10 protein-coding genes and 1 pseudogene are annotated in these 18,233 nt (G+C 58.2%); 9 read left to right on the top strand and 2 right to left on the bottom strand.

The window, feature by feature from the left end:
• The first annotated feature begins 2 nt into the window (after nt 1-2).
• The 9 genes from ACYVIT_RS08120 to ACYVIT_RS08160 all read left to right on the top strand — a co-directional run bounded on the left by ACYVIT_RS08120 (nt 3) and on the right by ACYVIT_RS08160 (nt 15,447).
• A complete protein-coding gene (locus tag ACYVIT_RS08120; protein WP_415806549.1) occupies nt 3-740 on the top strand; it encodes a hypothetical protein in 738 nt (245 codons plus the stop codon).
• Nucleotides 737-1,615: a Flp pilus assembly protein CpaB gene (cpaB, locus tag ACYVIT_RS08125; RefSeq protein WP_415806550.1), complete on the top strand. Its 879-nt coding sequence runs from the start codon at nt 737-739 to the stop codon at nt 1,613-1,615. The genes ACYVIT_RS08120 and cpaB overlap by 4 nt, the downstream gene beginning before the upstream one ends.
• Nucleotides 1,612-2,997: a type II and III secretion system protein family protein gene (locus tag ACYVIT_RS08130; protein ID WP_415806551.1), complete on the top strand. Its 1,386-nt coding sequence runs from the start codon at nt 1,612-1,614 to the stop codon at nt 2,995-2,997. Before cpaB ends, ACYVIT_RS08130 begins: the two co-directional genes overlap by 4 nt.
• Nucleotides 2,998-2,999: 2 nt before the next feature.
• Entirely contained in the window at nt 3,000-4,736 is a 1,737-nt protein-coding gene (locus tag ACYVIT_RS08135; RefSeq protein WP_415806552.1) for an ATPase, T2SS/T4P/T4SS family, read from the top strand.
• A 52-nt stretch (nt 4,737-4,788) separates the two neighbouring features.
• On the top strand, nt 4,789-5,634 hold the full coding sequence (locus ACYVIT_RS08140; protein ID WP_415806553.1) for a type II secretion system F family protein: 846 nt from the start codon (nt 4,789-4,791) through the stop codon (nt 5,632-5,634).
• A gap of 321 nt (nt 5,635-5,955) precedes the next feature.
• Entirely contained in the window at nt 5,956-6,513 is a 558-nt protein-coding gene (locus ACYVIT_RS08145) for a type II secretion system F family protein (RefSeq protein WP_415806673.1), read from the top strand.
• A gap of 50 nt (nt 6,514-6,563) precedes the next feature.
• A complete protein-coding gene (locus ACYVIT_RS08150; protein ID WP_415806554.1) occupies nt 6,564-6,899 on the top strand; it encodes a DUF192 domain-containing protein in 336 nt (111 codons plus the stop codon).
• A gap of 160 nt (nt 6,900-7,059) precedes the next feature.
• On the top strand, nt 7,060-8,793 hold the full coding sequence (locus ACYVIT_RS08155; protein WP_415806555.1) for a ShlB/FhaC/HecB family hemolysin secretion/activation protein: 1,734 nt from the start codon (nt 7,060-7,062) through the stop codon (nt 8,791-8,793).
• Nucleotides 8,794-8,805: 12 nt separating this feature from the next.
• Nucleotides 8,806-15,447 carry a two-partner secretion domain-containing protein gene (locus ACYVIT_RS08160; protein WP_415806556.1) on the top strand — a complete coding sequence of 2,214 codons (6,642 nt, stop codon included), beginning with the start codon at nt 8,806-8,808 and terminating at the stop codon, nt 15,445-15,447.
• Between the two features lie 553 nt (nt 15,448-16,000).
• Here ACYVIT_RS08160 and ACYVIT_RS08165 read toward each other — a convergent pair.
• Both ACYVIT_RS08165 and ACYVIT_RS08170 read right to left on the bottom strand, forming a co-directional pair.
• The gene (locus tag ACYVIT_RS08165; RefSeq protein WP_415806557.1) at nt 16,001-16,834 is read right to left on the bottom strand and encodes a class I SAM-dependent methyltransferase; all 834 of its coding nucleotides are present in this window, start codon (nt 16,832-16,834) and stop codon (nt 16,001-16,003) included.
• Between the two features lie 274 nt (nt 16,835-17,108).
• Nucleotides 17,109-18,226: pseudogene (locus ACYVIT_RS08170) on the bottom strand (CMD domain protein).
• Nucleotides 18,227-18,233 lie beyond the last annotated feature (7 nt).

An 18,233-nucleotide genomic window follows, 5' to 3' on the forward strand; every position in this document is an offset into this window, starting at 1 on the left:
CCATGTACCGATTGAAAGCCTATGGGAAAGCGCGCTGCATTCTGCGCCAACGGTCAGCCGCGCTTGTCGTGACGATGATCATGGTGGCGGTTGCACACGCTGGTGAGACACCTGCACTCGGCGAATTGTCGCTGCCCTCGGGCAGCACACAAACCTCGCTAGGTGGGCGGATGCGCTTGTTTGACACGCCAATCGATATTCGTGTTTTTGGCATCCCTCTGCCGATTGCTCAAACTGCGCGGGCGTTGGGCGAGCGTTATCCCTCGCTGTCGGACATGGGACTCTATCCCCAGCGTGTGGTGCTGTCGGGACACGTTGCTAATCAATTCTGGGTGGTGAACCTCGAATCTGACGGTCCGCGTCGCACGCGCGGCAGTCTCTCAATACTGACGGAAACGGAATTCTCCAGCGAATCGGTGGTGCAAAAGAGCACCGCGTCCCCCCGGGGAGTGATGAGCTCGTTCTCATGGTGGCCGGCTGAAGCGAGGCTGCGATTGCAGCTCGAACAAGAAGAGGGAGGGGGCCGTAATAGCACTCAAGTATGGACGTCCACCTCGTCTGTGGAATCAGTCCGGTCGGCCATTCGTCAAGGCCTGCAACAAGGACGCTGGCAAGCAGAGACCGACACACCGAATACCAGTCTATGGCGGCGAAAGCACAGTCTGCTTCAGATCTCAATAACCGCCATTGATGGTGGTACGGGAATTCTCCTGCTGCATCACGATGGAGCGAAATCTTGAGTCTCACATTAGCGGCATTTCGATTGCGCACCATAGGAGTCTGCGGTTCTGCATTGGCTGCCGGGCTGTTTGCTGCCTGGGCTGTGCACGAACACATTCAAACCCGTGAGCGTGAAATGGAGCGCCAAGCAGCAGTGGAGGTACGTACGCGCGTGGTCGCTGCGACCGATCTCGCCGCAGGTACGCGACTGCAGATGGACCATTTAGCGGTGCGAGACATTCCGTTGCCCTGGGTGCCGAGCCATTCGTTTGACGCGGAGGCTGTGGATCAGGTGCTTGGAGGCGTGCTCACCGTCCATCTGAAGCAAGGCGACATCTTGCTCGGGGCGCACGTCATTGCAGAGATCGAGTCGCCTCTCTCCGACTTGGTATTACAAGGACGACGTGCCGTGACGTTGCCCGCGGCGGAGATCAACGCAGTATCGGGGCTTTTGCAGCCCGATGATCTGATAGACCTTTACGTGTCATTCATGCACCAGGGCCAGCATCTGACTGCACCACTGCTACAGAGCGTACGCGTATTGGCAGTCGGCGGCCGTAGCGAATCGCCCGTGTCTATCACGTTCGATACCGCTGAGCGAGACGCTATTAAATTGGTGGCGGCTCGTCATACGGGATCGCTGACGGCCATGTTGCGTCATCGCAGCGATGCGAGCGTTTCCGAGTCCGCAGCCCCCGGCGATTTGGCGGCTTTGATGGGACTGACAGGTCCGTCTATCGCGGATCGTGCGCCGATTCCGATTCTATACGGTGATCGTGTTGATACAGAACCGTTGTCGTCAGATACAAACCCGCCAGAACAGGCGTTTCCCGATTTGCCGGATCGAGATGTGCCACCGCCCAAATCGCTTGCCATATACTCGGAGGGGCGATGAAAAGCATTTTGCTTTCCTTGTCGATCATGTCGGCAGTGCCCGGGGGGACAGTATGGCCGGCGATGGCGACCGATCCCGCGACATTTGTGCTCGAGGTCGGTCAGACCAAAGTCGTTCATCATCAATCTGTGACACGTGTCGCAGTGGGAAATGGGCAGGTCGTCAGCGCAGTCTCTGTTGAGGGCAAGGACGTCGTCCTCTTTGCTCGACAGGAGGGGACTTCGTCTGTGCACGTCTGGACGCCGCTCGGTGTGGGCGCGGCATACGAGATTCAGGTCCGCCCGGCGGGATGGACGCAGATGCAACAAGAAGTCCAGCAGTTGCTCCAGCACATCCCCAGCGTACGCAGCTCGCTGGTGGGCGACAACATCGTCATTGAGGGCGAGGATCTCACCGACGATGATCGCGAGCGTGTATCGGCTTTGGTGCGACGCTATCCTCGCATTCTGGATTTCACTGGGCAAATCGGCTGGGACAGGATGGTCTTGCTGGACGTTCAGGTTGTCGAACTACCCAGTGCGCATTTGCGCGAGTTCGGGGTGCAGTGGGATGCCGTATCAAAAGGGGGAATACAGACAGGTGTCGTCTGGCAACCTGCTTCGAGTACACGGCTAGGCGACCAGATCGACATACCGCCGCTATCGATGACGGGTGGCGGGGCGGGCGGTTACTTCGGGTTGAATGCGCTGCTTTCGTCGCGCATCGCAGCACTCGCTCAGCGTGGCGAGGCCGTGATGCTCGCTCAACCTCAACTCCTGGCACGCAGCGGCGCGACGGCATCGTTCCTGGCCGGCGGTGAGGTGCCCTATACCACGGTTGATGCGCGTGGCAACACCAATACCGCGTTCAAGCCCTATGGTGTGTCGCTGAACATCACGCCGCGCATCGACCGTACGGGAGCCATCAGGTCGCGTATCGAAGTTGAGGCCAGTTCGGTCGATACCTCTATCAGCGTGTCCGGCGGTCCCGCGCTGCGTACCCGTCGTGCGGCCACTGAATTCAACGTGAGATCGGGACAAACTCTGGTGTTGGGCGGATTCCTGTCGCGCGAACGCACGAGTGAGCGTAGCGGTCTTCCTGTTCTGCAAGATATTCCCGTGCTGGGCTCGCTGTTTTCATCACACCGCCTACAGCACAAAGAAACCGAGTTGGCGATATTCGTGACGCCGAGAATTGTGTCGCAGGATCATCCTGAGCTGACCGATCGTGTGAGACGTGGCCGGCAGGTGCTTGCCGAGGCATTCCCCGATTCCCCAACATTGGGCATGGGGACGCCAGCGGCAGACGGTTCTGACTGGAGCGCTTATCGCGGAGCGGGCTCTCAGTGGCAGCCGGCGTCGCCTGCGGCCAACCCGGCGAATTCCGATTCAATGCGGAGATAGACATGGTCGAGGTTGTCATGACATTCGAAGACGGTGAACAACGCATCATGCGAGTCGAAACACCCTTGACGATAGGCCGATCGGCGCAATGCGGATTACGTATCTCGCACTGGCGTGTGGCCAAACACCACGCCAGCCTGCGCGGATCGCCGCCGTTCCTGTCGCTGGAGGACATGGGGTCGCTTATAGGGACATTGGTCAACGGCCGTCGCATCACGGTGCACCATCCCGTACTTCCCGAAGACGACATCGTGATCGGGCCGTGTCGTCTACGCATGCGGTCCGTGCACGAAGCAACAGAAGGCAAAGCTGATTCGAGCGTATCGCCGCATTCCGCGAACCCGATCCCCAAAACAGTATCGACGACCTCGTGCCAGGTGTCGAACCAGTCCGCCTCCCATGCGATGGTTCCAGCCGTTGACGCTGAAAACGCCAGACAGGGACTCGCAGAGCTCTTGCCTCATCGACGACGACTGCATGCCGGACTACTACACGCGTTGAACTTGCGGCGTCGGGATGTGGCAGGTATGAGCGATGCGTTATTACGCCAAGAGGCGCAACCCCTGCTAGAACAGCTGGCCGCTGACGACAAGGACATTCCTGACCATATTGACCGTATGGCATTGTGTCGTGATGTGCTGGACGAGGCCGTCGGCCTGGGGCCTTTGGAACCATTGCTTGCAGACCCTGAGATAAGCGAAATTATGGTCAACCGCTACGACGAGATCTACGTCGAACGCCGGGGGCGTTTGTATCCCCATCGGGCAACATTCAACAGCGAACAGTCGGTCCGATGGGTTATTGAGCGGATAGTGACGCCAATCGGCCGCCGGATCGACGAAAGCGCCCCTATGGTGGACGCGCGCTTGTCCGACGGATCGCGTGTTAACGCGGTGATACCGCCGATTGCCCTGAAAGGGGCCAGTCTGACAATACGAAAGTTTCCCATTCGCCGGCCGCAGATCGCGGATCTGGTACAGAGCGGCGCCATGGATCCGGTCGTCGCACAGTTTCTGATGCTATGTGTAAGGACTCGCAAGAACATCGTTGTATCGGGAGGTACGGGCTCGGGCAAGACAACACTCTTGAATATCCTGTCCAACGGTATCCCCGAGGGCGAGCGGATAGTCACCATTGAGGATGCCGCAGAATTGCGGCTGAACCATGATCACCTGGTCTCTCTGGAGGCGCGTCCGCCCAATCAGGAACAACGTGGCCGCGTCGATATCCGCGATCTGGTGCGTAACGCCTTGCGTATGCGGCCTGATCGCATCGTGGTGGGCGAGTGCCGCGGTGCTGAGGCGCTCGACATGCTGACAGCGATGAATACAGGCCATGAGGGTTCGCTGACAACCTTGCATGCCAACTCGCCACGCGATGCCCTGAGCCGATTGGAAACCATGGTCCTGATGGCCGGGATGGATCTACCTTTGAGTGTTGTACGCGAACACATCGGTGCCAGTGTCGACATTATCGTGCAACAAACACGTTTATCAGACGGACGCCGCGTTGCCACGTCGGTGGTCGAGATTGCAGGTATGGAGAGCGGACGGATTCAACTGCAAGAATTGTTTTGCTATCAGTCAGAACACGGCTTTCAGGCATGTGGGCTGTTGCCGAGCTTCATCAGTGAGTGGCAGGCAGCGGGCATCGATTTTGATATCGCATTGTTTTCTGCGGCAGGCCTTAAAGAACGAACGACGACGTCGAGCAGGCTTGGTCAAGGCCGTTGTCAATAACGTTCGCGCGGTTCTTCACCGACTCGAATGCAATGTATTCCTGGAGCCCTTTATGGTTTGGATCGCATTAGCGATGTCTACAGCCTGTGTTGTGCTGCTGGCCTGGCAGATGCAGACATGGTTTGGTCCCGCAGTGATTCGTTATCACACGCTCTACACCCACGATACGCGCATCAAACTGGGCGAGCTATTTTTGTTCATTACTCCAACTCAGTTGCGCGTATGGACGATGACGTTGGCTATCCTGATCGGAGGGGTGGCGTTCATATTGACTGGTGCGCCGATCGTGGCTGGTATCGCGACGGTGATAGCCACCAGGCTGCCGCAACCTCTGGCGAGTCGTTTGCGTGGCCGGCGATTGGCGCGATTCGAGGGGCAACTGCCTTCGGCCCTGCTGGCTCTGGCCTCTGCACTACGAGCAGGAGTAAGCGTCCCGGCTGCGTTACGCCATATTGCCGATCATAGCGAAGCACCACTGGCCCAGGAACTCGGTTTGTTACTACGGGAACAGCGGCTGGGCGTAGCGTTCGAGACGGCGCTGAGCAACCTGCACGCCCGCGTGCCATCGGAGGCCAGTGCCTTATTTGTCGCCTCATTGAATGTCGCGTCTCAGACAGGAGGCAACCTCGCCGAGATTCTGGAAGGAATTGCCGCCACGTTGCGTGAACGCTTGAAATGGCAGGAAAAGGTACGCACGCTGACCTCTCAGGGAAAGCTGCAGGCCTGGATCGTAGGCGCCTTGCCGTTGCTGCTGCTTTGTGTTTTGAGTTATTTGGATCCCGGCGCCATGGCGATGCTGTGGGAAACCTCGACAGGCTGGGCTGTGCTTGCCCTGCTGTGCGCGCTGGAGACCGGTGGCATGCTGCTGATCCGGCGCATCGTCAACATTGATATGTGATAGACCGCTATGTTCATGGTACTTGCTTTGTTGTTTTCTGGCCTGGGCGGAATGCTTTTCGCGTGGATAGCAGTGCGGCCTGCGTTGCGGTTCTCCACTTTGTCCGTGGCTCAGCGTGCGCACGGGCTACGGCGATCGGGCTGGCCTTTGCTATCGGCGATATCCGGCATATGCGAGGGACTGCTGTCTCGGCGTCAACGCGATTGTCTGGTCCGTTTGTCACGGCAGACGGGTTTACCCTCCGCAGCGGTCCCTACCCACTTGATTGCTTGGATAGTGATTGCTGCGATATCGGGAGCGGTGGCAGGGGCGGCCGTGGCAATGGTAATCGGCACGGGTGGTGCGCAGATATGGGGCGTACTCACAGGAGCGCTCATCGCGGTCTCGTGTTCTATCGCCAGATTGCATGCACGTATGCGCCAACGGTGCAAAAGCATCGAGCAGGATTTGCCTTTTTTCCTGGACATGATGACCTTATGCATGGAATCAGGATTGGGCTTGTACAGCGCATTGCAGCAGGCAGAGCGCCATGGCCCTCGGGGATACTTGCGCGAGGAGCTTGCCCACGCGCTGGCGGATATGCGGGCGGGTGCGCCTCGAGCGGCCGCGCTGAGGGCACTGGCTGACCGATGCAATTGCTCCAGTGTCCATCGTTGGATTGCCGCATTGATACAGGCAGACGGGCTGGGGATGAGCATAGGGCCGCTGTTGCGCGAGCATGCCTCGCAATGTCGAGCAGATCGTTTTCAGCGCGCGGAGAAATTAGCGATGCAGGCACCCGTGAAAATGCTTTTGCCGTTGATTGCTTGTATTTTTCCCTGCACCTTTATCGTGCTGGCATTTCCGGTCGCGATGCAGATGTGGCAGGTCGCACAATGACGGCCCGTTGTCAGACGAATCGTCGTATCCGATTGGTGCGGGCGCGCAGCATGTGGGCCCGGTTGCGAGGACTGTTAGGTCGAGCGCGACCCCCAGGAAGGCACACCGGGCTATGGCTTTCGCCCTGTTGGGCCGTTCACACCTTTGGTATGCATTATCCCCTCGATGTGGCATTCATTGGTCGCGATGGCAGCGTACAGCGTCTCGTCCGCAATCTTGGTCCCGGACGCATCGTTTTTTTTTGGGGTGCGGCATCCGTCATCGAGCTTAGAGCCAATTTCTCGGATTCTACGTTGCGCTATCGGCGGCGCTTGCAGATTGCCATACGGAAGGCCCGAGATCGTCGTATGCCGTTGAAATACCCAAAGCCTCGTCAGGCCGGTTAGCAGATAGATCGGGCACTTCAAGCCTCACGGTGTGATTCCAGACGCGCGTGTGATCGTGTCGGGATACTTCCGTGCGCGCACACTTTCTGTGCTCGTGGAACATTCCTCCGACATTCGTTACATAGCTTCATCAAAGCAAGAATTGTAGAAATAGATACATATGGTTCATCGTTGCTTGACGTGGATGCGTCAGCTGAAATTTCGTTGCTTGTTGCTGGCCGTGAACACGGCTGGCGTGATGGCTGGCACGCTCGCCCCGGCGTGGGCAACGACTGTCGACGCTGTCGCTCAAACCGATGAAATCCAGCGCCGCCAAGCCCACGAACTCGACCAGCAACGTGCCCGTGCCGAACAGCGTCCGGACGTGTTGCCCGAGACCAGGTCTACGACAGATGATGTGGATGCATGGGCTTTGCCTCATGAGACGCCTTGTTTTTCGCTGTCCGCAATCCTATGGCAGGGCGACGCCCCTCCAAAAGAAATCCAGGCCATGGCTCAATCCTTCATTGGGAAATGCGTGGGTTTGCATGGGTTGAACATCTTGCAAGCGCAGCTGACCACGCGTTTGGTCGAGTCGGGACTGATCACGGCATGGGTGCGGATGCCTGAACAGTCATTAGCCGAAGGCACGCTCACGCTGCGTTACGGGGCGGGCCGTATCTCCGAGGTGCACAGCGAGGGCGCGCCGGGTTGGTGGCGTACCGTACTGCCGAGCGGCCCGGGCGATGAGCTGAATCAACGCGACTTGGACCAGGCACTGGAAAATATCCAACGTCTCGAAGGTCAATCTGACGCACGTATCGACATAGCGCCAGGAACGGAACTGGGCGCTTCCGACATTCTTCTGCAGCCCGGATCGGGCAAGCGTTGGCATGCCTATTTGGGTGGCGACAACGCAGGGCTGAAGGCGACGGGACGCAAAAGGCTCAATGCAGGATTGACGCTGGATTCCCCCTTGTTTCTATATGATCAGCTTTCCGTGTCATGGAACAGCAACGCAGGCCTGCGCAACCACGACAACAACACGCGTGCGGCGTCGATCCATTACAGCATTCCATTCGGATACTGGGCGATGTTCGCGGGCGCAGGCCGTTCGAGCTATCGGCAGACTGTTTCTGGGTTCAGTGAGCCCATCGCCTACGGCGGCACGACTCAGCAGGTCGATATTGGGATGTCGGTGGTGCCGTATCGCGGCACGCACAGTAAGGGCACCGTCATGGCAAAGGTGCTCCGCAAGCGTGTAGGCGGTACGCTCAACGGCATTGATATCGAGGTGCAACGTCGCGACATCATGGGCTATGAGCTGGGTTATCAGCATCGCCACTATGTGGGCCGCGCGGTGGTGGACGTAGGAACAGGCGTGCGAGGCACCGTGCAGCGGTATTCCAAACACCCGGGATATGTCTATGGCGACGCCGGCTGGAATGGGCGTACGACGATTCTGGCCGCTAACGCGGGTACTTATCTGCCCTTTACGCTTGCTCAGCAGCAGATGGCATATCAATTCAATTGGCAACTTCAACATGCCAAGACACCCCTCGTGCCCGCGGATTATTTCACGATAGGCGATCGTTACACGGTGCGTGGGTTTGACGGACAAATGGCCTTGGCTGCCGAAGACGGATGGGGCTTGCGCAATGATCTGTCCTGGAATCTAAGCACATTCGGCCAACAACTTTATGCGGGAGTCGACGCGGGTCGTGTCAGTGGACCATCCGCACAGTATTTGTCAGGCCGCACGCTGGTCGGCGCCGTCGCGGGCTTACGCGGCCGTGTCTCCGTGCCCTATATCGACACCAGTTACGACGTGTCGCTGGGCTGGCCATTGAAGAAACCCGAGACATTTCCCACATCAAACGTCGTATTCGCGGCGGCGCTGATGTTCGAGTTCTAGAGAATACACGTCATGTTGAAAAAAAAGACTAGCCGGATACTTTTCGGGTTATTGGCCGCATCGGGCTGGACCCCGGTCCTGGCGCAGACTTTGCCCATTACCGCAGACAAAAGTGCCGGCGGCGCTCAGCCCGTTGTGGGCGTCAGCCATGGAGTGCCCGTTATTCAAATCGTGCCACCCTCAGCGGCGGGCGTGTCGCATAATCGATTTACACACTTCAATGTCGGCCCCTCCGGCGCCGTGCTGAACAACAGCGGCGGTACCAGCCAGACGCAGGTTGCCGGCCAGATCGCTGGCAACCCCATGCTGGGAAATCAGCGCGCGACCACGATCTTGAACCAGGTGACCGCACCCAATCCATCCCGATTGCACGGAATGCTCGAGGTGGCTGGCCATCGCGCCAATGTGATCGTCGCGAACCCGGCAGGGATTACCTGTAGTGGTTGTGGTTTTCTGAATGCCACCCGTGCGACGCTGACCACGGGCCGCCCGGAGGTCGGTCCCAAAGGCCAGATTTCGCTCGAGGTGGCATCGGGAAAAATTTCAGTCGAAGGCCAAGGGTTGAACGGCACGCACGTTCCCAAGGTCGACTTGTTGGCTCGTGCCTTGGCGATCAATGCGGGGGTGTGGGCAGATCAGTTGACTGTGGCTGCGGGCTCGGCGCGCGTCGACGCCGATAGCGGTGAAACCAGTGCGCTCGCAGGCCGGGGGCCCACGCCCCAGTTCGCACTGGACACGGCCGCCTTGGGGGGCATGTACGCAAACAGCATACGGCTCATCGGTACCGAGGCGGGCGTGGGCGTGAACGTAGGGGGAAACCTGGTGGCGCTCACCGGCGATTTGAGCCTGGACGCCGCGGGCGACGTCCGTATCGTGCCAAACGCGACCTTGTCTGCAAAGAAAACCCTGGCGCTGAACGTATCGGGGCAGCTCGACACGCGCAAGGCGGTATTACACGGCGCCAATGTGACGATATCCGCCCAGGCATTGAACAATCAAGACGGCAGGATCACCGCCACAGGGCCGATGACACTGCAGGTACCAGGCGATCTGCTCAACGCGGGCGGATTGATCGCCACTGCAGGCGGTCACCGGCTCGAAGCCAAGCAGTTGAACAACCATGGCGGTACCTTGGCTGGCGGCAATCTCACTGTCGCGGTTAAAGAAGGGATCGATAACCGTAAAGGATTGATGCTGGCCGATAACACGCTTCGTTTGTCGGCAGCCAGCTTGGGCAATGATGACACGCTGGACGTGAATCAGACGGCTGCGTTGACGCAGGCTTCGACCGCATCCGTCGGCGCGGCCGCGTCTGCTGAGACTGCCGCCACATCCTCCGGTATTGCTCGATCCGCCCCCTTGGCTACAGGCGTGACGGCTAAAACCGTCGATATTCGCGTGGCCCAAGTCAACAACGCCAAGGGCGAGATTCATGCTGACGGCGATCTGGTTCTCGTTTCTGAAAATCTGAAAAACCCCTCTGGCCGGATTGCAGCGCAGCGCAACACGCGCATTGACACACAGAGCTTGAGAAACAAGCAGGGATCGATCGCCGCCGATCAGCAACTCACCGTGTTTGCTCAAGGATTGGACGGTCTCGGTTGGTTGCGAGCGGGAACCGACTTGGCTTTTACCTACAGCGGCTCGCTGACGCCACAAGGCAATTTCACTAGCGGGCGGGACTTGAACCTGGATTTGGGCGGAGCACTGGTCAACAAGGCTCGTCTGAGTGCAGGCCGCGATCTGCGCATCAAGTCGGGCTCGCTGAGCAACACGGCGACTGGCGAACTGTTGGCAGGGCGCCACAACACGATAGACGTCACCCAGAACATCACTAACACGGGCCTGATTGACGCGCATGTGACACGTATCAACGCCGGACAACTGCATAACCGCGGCCGAATCTACGGCGACGGGGTGTCGATCAGCGCCCGCGAGTTGGTCAATGATGCGGGTCCGAAGGGTTCAGCCGTCATTGCCTCGCGTGGCAGCCTCAACCTGGGCGTGGGTTCCTTGATCAATCGCCATCATTCCGTTCTCTATGCCAAGGATCATCTGCGTGTCGGCGGATCAATCGATACCGCCAAGCGGGTCACCGGGCAGGCAGACCAGCTGCAAAACATCTCGGCCACGATAGAGGCCGGCGGGGTCATCGCGATTGCGGCGAATCAGATTCACAATCAGAACGCAAACTTCGTCTCGGAAACCGTGCAGGTGTCATCAAAGCCCAAGGTGTACTTCACGCCCGAAGGCAGTACGGACATGCACGACGCTGCCAGCCATTGGCTATGCGATACGGTGACGCGCGGTTGCAGCCGACGCCCGGAGTGGCTCAACGATGATCCGGAGCGCAGACTGCTTTTACCGTCTGCCAAATATCCCGCGACGCGCTATGGGCCTCCTTTTGACTATGCTCCTAATGAGCGGGGTAGAGCAGGGGTATCCAGTCCCATTGCATTGACTCATACCCCTGCGGGCCGTCAGTGCATAGGCCGCAACTGCCGTCCGACACCCGAACGGTTTCGTTATCCGCGTGACGCAAAGATTTGGTCAGTATTCGGCGTCCAACCGCCAGCTGGCGAGTTGCCGGACTGGAAACCCGCCCCACAATCCAGTTCGCGTAAGTCTCAGTCGTTGGAGCAGCAACGGAAAGCCTACGAGGCCTCCCCGGCATACAAAGATTACAAGGCACGCCATCTGGCACTGGACGCGCGTATCAAAGCATTCAACCGGGACTTTCTCAATCGACTGGTCAAGCACTTCACGTTCTACGAAGTCAATGAGATCGTCACGCAGACACGTACGGTTCGCAGCGATCCGGGGCGCATTTTTGCGGCTGGCGCGCTTAACCTCAAAGGGATAGTTACCAACGATAAAAGCCAGATCGCCGCCGGCGGCAAACTGACCGTGGACGGGCCCGCCATCCACAACATCGGAGCCACGGGGTGGCGCACCGTTATCCGCGAGGGGCAGGCCACCTTTACGCAGGCACGCAGCAGCGATCGCAAGGCACACCGTGCGCCTTATAAGGTCACCGTGGCAAGCGAACCGTTCGACCTGCCGGTAGGCGCGGTGCGTACGGTCTTGGCGCCCAAAGTGCCGTTGCCGGCGCGGGCAGATGCGACTCAGGCGTACGGCACATTGATGGCTGGGCGCAACACCCATCTGATGGCGCAGGGCGATCTCGTCAATAGCGGCACTATCGGCGCGCGTGATGCGACGGTGGTCAATGCGTTGAACATCATCAACCACTCTGGCGGCCAGATACAGGCGCGGCGCATCGATCTGGCCGCACGCGAAAATCTGAGCAATCTCGCTGCCCGGATTCAGGGCGAAACGGTTGCGCTGCGCGCGGGACAGAATATCAATTTGATCTCAGGCGACACGTCGGACGATTTCGGCGCTACGCGGGGTACGCATCTATCGGGTGTTTCCAGCGTGAGCGCGAACGATCTGTTGATGCAGGCGGGCAACGATATCAATATGTTGGCCGCGCAAGTGTCTGTCGAGCACAATGCGCGTCTGCAAGCCGGCCGCGACATCCGGCTGGACGAACTTGTCGCTCAGCACCGTGAAACCATCTCGAGCGGCCCACACCAGCGTCACGAGTTGAGCACGAACAAGGTGATCGGATCGGGTGCGAGCGCCAAAGGCGATCTGGCGATGGCGGCGGGGCAGGATGTCAACGCGCGCGCAGCTGAGATCCACGCCCGGCGACAGCTCACCGTCAATGCTGGACGCGACGTCAAGCTGCAGGCAGGTACAGACAGTGGTTTGGCAAAGGACCAATACCGCGAACAGAAAAAAGGCTTGTTGTCGTCCAAGACAGAAGACACGAAGGTCTCGGTGCAGTGGGAACAGCCCCATGCCTCGACCCTGACAGGAAAGAACGTCGAGATCGCCGCTGGCCGCGATGTGATCGTGCAAGGCTCGAACGTGGGTGCGCAGCAGCATCTGGATATCGCTGTGGTACGCAACGTCAATATCGATCCCGGACATAGGCAATCCGATACCAGTCGTGTTGAGAAGGTCAAGAAATCAGGTGTCGGCGCGACAGGCGGTATGAGTGTCGGCAAGAGCAAACAGACGCACTCGGTACAGGAGTCAGCGCAAGGCAATACACCCAGTACCCTGGGCAGTCTCAAGGGAAATACCACGATACGCACGGGCCAGGCAGTCAATGTGACGGCCAGCACCATCACTGCTCCGGAGGGAAACATCACCTTGGCAGGCCAGCACGTGACTATCGGTGCAGCGCAGGATACTCATCACAAGCGGGAGTCCTTTGAAATCAAGCAGACCGGGGTAAGCGTGACCGTGAGCAATCCGTTGGTAAACGGGATGCAGGCGGTTGGGCGTGTGGCCGATACCGCAGCTCAAACAGACAATCCCCTGATAGAAGGCCTGGCAGCGGCGGCCACCGCACTGGAAGCCATCAGCGCTTTGGATTCCGTGCAAAAGCTAGGAGCCGTTGACGGCGCGAAAGACCTGGACAAATTGGGCGGCATTCAAGTCGGAATTCACGTAGGAAAAACCAAGCAGTCCAGCAAGACTGAGCGTTCTGTTTCGACGGCAGTGGGTTCGACAATCGCTGCGGGCAAGGACCTCACCATCCTGGCGACGGGTGCAGGAACTGCCTCAGACATCAATGTGAAGGGTTCAAGGTTATCTGGGGGAGGCAACACACAACTCAACGCCGAAGGAAATATAAATCTGCAGGCGGCCGAGAACACTTTAGATACCCAACACACGAGCAGCGGGTCGAGTACATCGGTTGGCGTGGCGGTGTCCATGGGATCGACTGGCGCCAACATTGGCGTGGCAGCGAGCGCCACCAACTCGAAAGGCAAAGCAAATGGCCGAGACAAGACCATGATGAATACCAAGGTTGCGGCAGGTCAGAAACTGACACTGCAATCAGGCGCAGATACTCACCTGCAAGGGGCCATCGTCAGCGGCAAAAAGGTGTCAGCTGATGTCGGCGGCAATCTGAACATCGAAAGCCTGCAGGACACCAGCACCTTCGAAAGCAAACATCGAAACATCGGCGGCAGTGTCATTGCAGGAGCAGGCGTGGCAGGCAGCGCCAGCTATGCTCAAAACAAGGTCAAAGGCGACTTTGCCAGCGTGCGTGAGCAAAGCGGCATCCAGGCGGGCGACGCGGGCTTTGACGTTCAGGTCAAAGGCAACACGAATTTAAAAGGCGCGGCGATTGCCAGCACCGCAGAAGCAGTGCATGCAGGGGCAAATCGCATCGTCACCGGTACGCTGACCGTGAGCGACATCGAGAATCACAGTAATTACAAGGCCAGTGGCGTTGCCGTCGCAGGCGGATTCAGTATCAGCGGTCGCGATAAAAAATCGAGTGACAAGAGCGCTGGGCGAGCTGACGACAAGACAGACGGAGCCACTGATGCAAATGCTATCGGGGCTGACAATAGCGCGGGCGGAATCAAAGCTACATCCGGTGGCGCAAAGGCGACGACGGTCAGCGGTGCCGACTACACATGGGCAGCCCAAAACATGGGCCGTGACACCACAGCGGTGGCCCCAGGGTTCAGTAAAGCCAGTGGCAGCGAGCGCAGCACTACAAAGAGCGGAATCAGCGGCGCCACGGTCATTATTACGGACCATGAGAAGCAGCGCGCTCTAACTGGAAAGACCGCCGAACAACTCTTGGCCAGCCTGAACCAAGAGACCCAAACGGGAGACGATGCCGCGGGCCTAAGCAAAACCTGGGACCCCGAAAAACTACGAGCCAAAGTCTCCGCCGAAGCCGAAATCATCGCCGCCTTCACCCAACAAGCCAGCCAGACCATCCGATCCTACACCGATGAAAAACGCGCAGCGCTGCGTAAGCAGATCAGTGAGAAGACTGATGAGCAGGAAAAACACGCATTACAACAACAGATCAGCGAGCTGAACACCCAGGAGCGCATCTTGAACGTCATCGTTGGTGCATTGACCGGTTCCGTAGATGTCGCGGCACTTCAGGCTGGATTATCAGAGGCCGCAGATCGAATGCGGGAGTACACCATCACTGATTCGAAGAAGTTTGCGGGGGTTACTGACGGCGTAACGACTCTAGATAACAGAAGTGGGAGGAGCTCCGGTATTCGAGGGGATGGTTTCAAGACAGCAGGGACGAGGGTTGTGCTTGCCGTTATCTGCGGCACGATGAATGAGTGGTGCAAGGTGCAGAAGGACTCAACTGGAAAGGTCGTGCTGGATGAGAACGGGGTGCCCAAATTGGAATTACAGAAACAGACCGGAATGGTGCAGTTTGACTCTGACAAGGCCCAAATGTCATTGGCCGACTTCCTTCGAACTGAGCAAGGCAAGGATATGGCAGGACTCACAGGGGGAATCCAAGGCGGGTATGGCACGTTGGCAGGCATGCATTATGACCCCGGCTCTATCTTAGACGTTTTCCATGAGGCCTACGGCGGCACTCATGATTTCCTTGGAGGAAGCATTAGCGGTTTTTATGGTGAGGATGGGAATGCTCGGGGCGGATTGAGCATGCTGGAAAACCGTTTATATGGGGTATGGAGCGGACTAGCCTTGGTTCCTTCGACACCATTTGCATTGTCTGAGGCACTGCCGCCAGAAGCGTGGAATACCTTGGATATTTTGTTGAGGGCGATAAAGTGAAATTATTGAGCCAATTTATGAGTATGTGTGTATTAGCGTTCCTGCTCACAGGGTGTTATGTCACGCGTAAGGGCGAAATCTGCAGTATCACCATGCCTCAGATTTTTTGCGATAAGGAGGTTTATGAAAGAGCGACGAAGCCTGGAAGAATGGTAGACCGATGGGACCTGAGCGGTCGAACGGTACACGCTCGCCTGCAGGATTGGATGATGTGCGGCGGCGATTCGTTGGGAGATTATTGGCTCGCTCCATTACCCAATGGAGAGGAGAGGACGCTCGATCAGGAACGTGCGGCTTCGAGGGCGAAGGTGCACAGCATTCAGCGTTGCATGATGAAAAAGCACTACGTTTACACCGGTCAGTGCACGTCGTCTGTAGCGCGAGAGTCTCCGCCATGCCGCGCTCGAGTGGGCGAGCCGTGGCAATAATACATAGAGCTAGAATGTGGCCGGCACTAGGGGGCGATTGTGATATTGGGCACCTCGATGCTCAACGTGAAAACGTCGTGCACAATCGACGATAGCAGCCCCAGCCGTCTTAGGTTGGCGAGACCTCAAGCCAACTCTTCAGTAAAAAACCTCTCCCGCAACTCTGGCAACCCAATGCGATCCAAAATCTCATGCAGTCTCTCCGCAGGCTTGCGCCGCGGCAGGTTCTTATATTGCGCGATGATCAGCTCATTCTTCATCGAGTGTTCCCACCCAACGAGCTCGGTCACGCTCACTTGATATCCGTGAGCTTCCAGTTGCAAACAACGCAGCACATTAGTCACTTGGCTGCCAAACTCCCGGGTATGCAGCGGATGGCGCCAGATCTCAGCTAGCGGATCTGCCAATGCACGAGCCTTGTTCTTGCGTAGGGCAGCGGCGACTTCGGCTTGGCAGCAGGGGACGACTACGATGTATTTGGCGTGTTTGGCCAAGGCAAAATGAATAGCGTCATCGGTCGCGGTATTACAAGCGTGCAGCGCTGTGACGATATCTATTTTCTCGGGCAACTGGTCCGAGGTGATGGACTCTGCCACGGACAGATTCAGGAATGACATTCCGCCAAACCCCAATCGCTGGGCCAGCGCCTTGGACGACTCGACTAGCTCTGCACGTGTCTCGATGCCATAGACGTGCGATTGATCCCGCAGCGCCTTGAAAAATAGGTCGTACAGGATAAAGCCGAGATAGGACTTGCCCGCGCCATGATCGACGAGGGTCACTGCATCGCGTTCTTTTTTTACGTCCTGCAGCAGAGGCTCGATAAACTGAAACAGATGATAGACCTGTTTGAGCTTGCGGCGGCTATCCTGGTTCATCTTGCCGTCGCGCGTCAGGATATGTAGTTCCTTGAGTAGTTCGACGGATTGACCGGGGCGGATTTCGGGAGCAGGAGACATCGGAAAAGGAGGGCGGGCAGGGCAGAGGAATACGTCAGTTTACTGAAAATCAGTCACGGCCCGCAGCAGAGCATAGGCGCGGCGCAGTAATAGCGGCTCCCGTATCAAATTGGCGATGGCCTATGCGGTGACAAAATCTTCAAAATCTTCGGCTACTTCGGATCCCTCCCCAGCCGGACCGGCATGCGCAGGATTGCCTAATGCTGACTGCAAAAATGAAAATGCGGCACACCAGGAGGTGCCGCATTCCTCATTCATCGTACGAAAGCCTGTCTCACTGCGCCGGGAACACCGGTTCGCCCAGATTCAACATCAACCGATTCGCCCAAGCAAAAATCGCGTCCGAATGCAGCAAATCCAGCACGTCTGCATCGTTCAACCCTGCGTCTTTCAGCGCCTTGATATCGGCTGCAGAGATATCTGCGGGCCGCTCGGTAAGGTCGATCGAGAACTTCGTAATGGCCTGCTCGCGCGGCGTGGTGCCGGCGGTATGCGGATTTTCGAAAACTTGCTCGATGACGGCGTCTTGTTTGGCCAACTGCGTGTAGCGCTGGGCGTGCACCGATGCGCAATATACGCAGCCATTGATGCGCGAGACTACGGTGGCACCCAGCTCGCGTTCCGCGCGCGGCATACCGCCGGGCGCGTACATGATGGCGTTGAACGCCGCAGAGCGTTGGCGCAGGATTTCGGGTTGATGGATCAGGAATAGGTAGTAGTCCGAGACCTTGGCCTGGGGATGGCTTTCCTCGAGGACGGCGATTTGTTCGGGGGTCGCGGTCTCGACGTTGACGACGTCCAGCCACGCATCCCAGCCCAGGGTCTCGTTGGTGAAACCGTGCGATTTGATGATGCGGCTCATGCGGATTCCTCCAGGGCTTTCATGGCTTTCAGACCGGCGACCAGGCGCACTTGGTATGACAGAAAGGCGATCAACTGCGACAGCGTGACGACTTCGGGCGTTGACAGGCCGGCTTGCGGCAGCGTCAGCAGAGCCTCGCGGTCACCCTCGACGGGCTTTTCGATTAGCTTGCGGGTAAAGGTCAATATGGCAGCCAGGCGCGGCGTGGGCGCTTTGCCAGGCTCGCCTTGTTCGGCCAGGTCGATCAGCGAGCTCTCGGCGCCTGCTGCCCGCAGCTGTGCACGGTAATGTGCAGCGAGCTCGGCCGAGGGCGTCAGACGGCTGGCATAGAGTGCGACCAAGAGGCGCTCGACGAGCGACAGGCCCGGTAATTCAGGGGCGAACAAGATGTCGTAACTACCCTGAGTTGCGGCGGCGACCTTGGCCCGTTGATGGCGGGTTTCGTAGGTTTTGCTGCCCGGGGTCAGGCCAGCCAGGCGATCCACCAGATCATTGGCGGGATCGTAGGTTTTAGATGCTTGTGTTTCCATGTGTCGA

Source organism: Bordetella muralis (assembly GCF_054781015.1).